The organism is Micromonospora sp. D75 (genome assembly GCF_018070405.1).
Taxonomy (GTDB): domain Bacteria; phylum Actinomycetota; class Actinomycetes; order Mycobacteriales; family Micromonosporaceae; genus Micromonospora; species Micromonospora chalcea.
The window spans coordinates 1-4,758 of sequence record NZ_JAGPXV010000481.1; the positions used below are offsets into that span (position 1 = coordinate 1).

Genomic DNA, 4,758 nt, shown 5'->3' on the forward strand with positions numbered 1-4,758 from the left:
GGCGACCGCGCCGCTCGGCTCGGCCACCAGTCGCGCGTCCCGGATCAGCCGGCCGGTGGCCGCCATGATCTCGTCCTCGGTGACCGTGACGATGCCGTCGAGCCGGTCCCGCAGGTGGGCCAGCGTCAGCGCGGACAGGCTGGTCCGCAGCCCGTCGGCGCACGTCCGGTAGGTGCGTTCGACGTCCCAGACGACCACCTCACCGGCGGCGAGTGACTCCTGGGCGTCGGCGGCCAGTGCCGGCTCCACGCCGATCACGGCGGCGGACGGGCGCAGCGCCTTGACTGCCGTGGCCACGCCCGAGCCGAGCCCGCCGCCGCCCACCGGCACCAGCACCACGTCCACGTCCGGCAGGTCGGCGACGATCTCCAGCCCGACGGTGCCCTGACCGGCGATGACCGCCGGGTGGTCGAACGGCGGCACCAGCGTCGCGCCGGTCCCGGCCACGATCCGCTCCGCCTCGGCGAGCCGCCGGGCCGGCGGCACCAGCCGTACGTCCGCGCCGAGAGCCCGCATCCGGGCCACCTTGACCTCCGGCGCGCCCTCGGGGACCACCACCGTGCAGGGCGCGCCGAGGGCGCGGGCCGCGTACGCCAGGGCTTGCCCGTGGTTTCCCGACGAGTGGGTGACCACCCCCCGGGCGCGGGTCGCGGGATCGAGCCGGGCCACCGCGTGGGTGGCGCCGCGCAGCTTGAACGACCCCACCGGTTGCAGGTTCTCCGGCTTGAGCCACAGCTGATCGTCCCAGAGCACCGGCACCAACGGGGTCCGCAGCACGGTACCGGCCACGTCCTCGGCGGCGGCGCGGATGTCGGCGATCGAGATCAGCTCCATCGCACCAACCTAGACTGCCGGCATGAGTGCGGAGGAGCCCTCGGCGGCGCGACGCGGACCGACCTGGCTGATCCTCGTGGTGGTGGCCGCCGCGCTCGTCGTCTGCTGCTGTTCGACGGTGATCGGGCTGGTCGTCGCCGGCTCCGCCGGGCTGCTCGGTCGCTGACCGCCGGGCCGGACGCCGGCCGTCCCGGCCCGGCGGGCGCCGCCGTCCGTGCCGCTCGCCGCCCCGTGCCGGCGAGCAAGCAACGTCAGCGGGTCCAGGCCGGGTTCCGTCCGGCCCGGCCGAGCAGCGCGTCCATGCTGGCCGGCGCCGCCTCGGTGGGCACCGGCGGGCCGAACGCGCCCATCTTCTGCCCCATGTCGCCCATCCGGTCCATGAACTCGTGCCCGGCCGACACCACGGCCGGATCCACTGTCAGCTCCTGGCCGGTGGCCCGGGCCAGGTCCCACCCGTGCACCGTGAGGTCGATCAGCGCCATCGACCCGACGGTCTCCTGTGGTAGCCCCATGCCGGGTGACACGCCCTCCAGCGCGGCCGGGTCGGACCAGGCCTCGGTGAGCCGGGCCGTCTCGGTCGCGAACCGGTCACGCCAGCCCTCGGTCAGGTGATCGGTCTTGCCGGACCAGTCGACCTCTTCCCGGCGGGCCAGCGCCTGGAAGTTGACCACCACGTCGAACAGGTGCCCGAGCAGGTCGCGCACCGTGTAGTCGGGGCACGGGGTGGGCAGGCCGAGCTGGTCGTCGGAGATGCCGCGAACCACAGCGACCGTACGCGGCGCCGCGACGGCGAGCAGCTCACTAGTCTTCGTGCTCATAGGGGCAGCGTATGAGGGCGGTCTTGAAGAAATGCGACACGAACCGCGGCGTGACAACCGGGGCATCCTCGATCCGGGCCGGCTGCGGCAGCAGGTCCGGTTCCGGCGCCGGATGGCCGCCCCGGCGTTGCGCCGGTGGGTGGAGCACTACTGGTTGATCGACTGGGATCTGACCGAGCCGTTCGAGCAGCGGGTGGTGCCGCACCCCACCGTGAACGTGGTTTTCCAGGCGCAGGAGGGCGCGCCCGAACAGGGCGAGATCGCCGGCGTCGACACCGGCCTGTTCGCCGTCACGCTGCACGGCGTCGGCCGGGTCTCCGGCGTCCAGTTCCGCCCGGGCGGCTTCCGGCCGTTCTGGCGGCGCCCGGTCGCCGAACTGACCGGCCGGCGCGTGCCGATCCCCGGCGGGCCGATCTGCCCGGGGACCGACGACGAGCGCTGCGCGAGGCTGGACGAGCTGCTGACCTCGTGGCCGCCGGTCGCGGATCCGCTCGCCGCGGAGGCCACCGCGCTGGTCGAGGAGATCCGCGCCGACCGGACCGTGCTGCGGGTGACCGACTTCGCCCGGCGGCGCGGCGTCTCCGTCCGCCGGCTCCAGCGCCTCTTCCTCGACCACGTGGGCGTCGGTCCGAAGTGGGTGATCCGCCGCTACCGGCTCCAGGAGGCGATCGAACAGGCCGCCGCCGGGCCGCTGGACTGGTCGCGGGTCGCCGCCGATCTGGGGTACGCCGACCAGGCCCACCTGGTGCGCGAGTTCACCGCCGTCGCCGGGGTCTCGCCCGCGGCGTACGCCCGCTCGCTGGCGGCCCTGCGGCCGTGACGCGGGCCAGGCCTGCCGAGCGCGGACCAACCCTCACTCCGCGCGGTTACGCAAGGTGACAGTCGGCCCGATCGGCGGGCCTCGCCTCGCGCCGACTTTGCTCTGCAGCCACTGACGCAACGCACACCGACGGTGACGGTGGCGGTGCGACGCCGCCAACCATGGTCAACAGGAAGTTCCTGCTCAGGCGCCTGCTGCACCGATGGCTGCAGAGCAAGTCGGCAGCAAGCCCACTCACTCGCCCGGCGGTGGCCGTGACGCAGCGTTACAGGCAGCTTAGCTACGGTACGTGATCGGGAACGCGCGTCAGCGGCGGCGGACCGCCACCACCGCAACGTCGTCCTGGATCTCCGGCGGCGCCAACTCGACCAGCAGCCGCTGGCAGAACTGGTCCAGGTCGTCGTCCACCCGGGCGGCGGCCACGCCGAGCGCCGCCATGCCGTCGTCGATGGTGGCGTCCCGCCGCTCGATCAGCCCGTCGGTGTAGAGCACGAGCGTCGCCCCGGCGGGAAGCACGAACTCCAGGTCGGGCGGGCGCGGCGCGCGTACCCCGAGCAGCGGCGCGGACTGCGCCACGAACTCGACCCGGCCGTCCCGGCTCAGCAACGCCGGCAGGTGCCCGGCGCTGGCCATCCGGACCAGCCCGGTCGACGGCTGGAGCAGCAGCACGCAGATGGTGGCCAGCTCATTCGGCAGCAGGTTGCGCATCAGCTCGTTGACCCGGTCCAGGATCACCCCGGGCTGATGGCCCTCGACCGCGTACGCCCGTACCGCGTGGCGCAGCTCGGCCATCACGGTGGCCGCGTGCAGCGAGTGCCCGGCCACGTCACCGATCGCCACCAGCAGGTGCCCGTCGAGCATCACCAGCTCGTAGAAGTCGCCGCCCACCTCGGTCTGCGCGCTCGCCGGCTCGTACCGCACGGCCAGGTCCAGGCCCACGACGTCGGGCAGCCGCTGCGGCAGCAGGCTGCGCTGCAACGTCACGGCGATCCGGTGCTCCTCGTCGAAGGAGCGCTGCGCCTCCACCGCCGAGGCGACGGCTTGGGCGAGCTGCACCAGCACCGGCGTACGGACGGTCTGGGTGGCGGTCGGCACCACCACGTACAGCGGGGCGCGGTCCTCCCGCAGCCGGGAGGCGGCCACCGTCACCGTGTCCCCGTCCGGCCAGCCCGTCAGCGCCCAGTTGCCCGGGTCGTCGACCCGTACCCGGGTGCCGATCGGCACGCCGGTGTCGTCCACCACCCACGGCACGATCGGGGCCGGCGTGTGCGGGTCGACCGCCACCCCGGCCAGGCAGTCCCCGTCGAACGTCTCGGCGACCACCGCCGCAGGGGCCTTGAAGATCCGCGCCGCGCCGCTCGCTGCCGCCTCCAGCAGCCGGACGAAGTTCGGCGTCGCGTGCATCTCCACCGTGGCGTCGGCGAGCGCGGCGAGCCGCTCGGCGAGCTGCTCGGCACGCAGCCGGGCCTGGTAGTAGCGCAGCACCGCGTGCGCGGTGGCGACCAGTTCCTCCGGCTCGATCGGCTCGGCCAGGTAGGCGTCCGCGCCCCGGGTGAGACCCTGCGCCCGGTCGACCACGTCCACCGCGTGGGCGGAGACGTGGATGACCGGAATGTACGGGTGCGTCTCCTTGATCCGCTCGCACACCTCGAAGCCGCTCATGTCGGGCAGCCGCACGTCGAGCACCACGAGGTCGACGTGCTCACGGGCCACCCGGTCCAGCGCCTCCGTGCCGTTCTCCGCCTCCACGGTGACGAAACCGGCCCGGGTGAGCCAGTTCACCAGCAGGTACCGCTTGGGGCCGCTGTCGTCGACCACCAGCACGGTCACCGGCCCGCTGTCCACCGTCACGCTCCGCCCGCGGGAAGGACCACTGTGAACGTGCTGCCCCGGCCGGTTTCGCTCGTCAGCTCCAGCGTCCCGCCGAGCAGCGTGACCAGCCGCCGCGCGTACGGCAGGCCGAGCCCGGTGCCACCGACCCGCGTCGTGCCGGGCACCTGGTAGAACTCCTCGAAGACCCGCTCGTGCAGTTCGGGCGGGATGCCGACGCCGGTGTCGGTGACCGACAGCGTCCACTGCTCGCCCCGGCGCTCGGCGCGCAGGCGTACCTCGCCGCGCTCGGTGAACTTCAGGCCGTTGTGCAGCAGGTTGCGCAGCACCTGGGCGAGCAGCACCTCGTCCGAGCGGAGCGTCGCCGGGGCCGGGGGCTCCTCGACCACAAGCTCCACATCGGAGCGGACGGTGAGCGCCCGCAGCGTGCCGCGCAGCTGCCCGAACACCGCGCGC

General features: G+C 73.8%; 6 protein-coding genes. 2 read left to right on the forward strand and 4 right to left on the reverse strand.

Translation table 11 applies throughout. The features are described from left to right. Positions 1-834, reverse strand: an 834-nt coding sequence (locus KBX39_RS23615; RefSeq protein WP_210872555.1) for a threonine/serine dehydratase, incomplete at its 3' end; no start/stop codon positions are given. A gap of 22 nt (positions 835-856) precedes the next feature. Here KBX39_RS23615 and KBX39_RS23620 point away from each other — a divergent pair. Next, positions 857-1,000, forward strand: a complete 144-nt coding sequence (locus tag KBX39_RS23620) for a hypothetical protein (protein WP_166455678.1) — start codon at positions 857-859, stop codon at positions 998-1,000. Positions 1,001-1,085: 85 nt separating this feature from the next. On the opposite strand, the gene KBX39_RS23625 is transcribed toward KBX39_RS23620, so the two are convergent. Further along, on the reverse strand, positions 1,086-1,652 hold the full coding sequence (locus KBX39_RS23625) for a TIGR03086 family metal-binding protein (protein ID WP_210872556.1): 567 nt from the start codon (positions 1,650-1,652) through the stop codon (positions 1,086-1,088). A gap of 31 nt (positions 1,653-1,683) precedes the next feature. Between KBX39_RS23625 and KBX39_RS23630 the strand changes: the two genes are divergently transcribed. After that, positions 1,684-2,472, forward strand: a complete 789-nt coding sequence (locus KBX39_RS23630) for an AraC family transcriptional regulator (RefSeq protein WP_064448392.1) — start codon at positions 1,684-1,686, stop codon at positions 2,470-2,472. 306 nt (positions 2,473-2,778) lie between these two features. On the opposite strand, the gene KBX39_RS23635 is transcribed toward KBX39_RS23630, so the two are convergent. After that, positions 2,779-4,317, reverse strand: coding sequence for a SpoIIE family protein phosphatase (locus KBX39_RS23635; protein WP_210872558.1), 1,539 nt, complete (start codon positions 4,315-4,317; stop codon positions 2,779-2,781). Positions 4,318-4,319: 2 nt separating this feature from the next. Then, positions 4,320-4,758: sensor histidine kinase KdpD (locus KBX39_RS23640; protein ID WP_247660502.1), on the reverse strand; the 439-nt coding region annotated here is incomplete at its 5' end.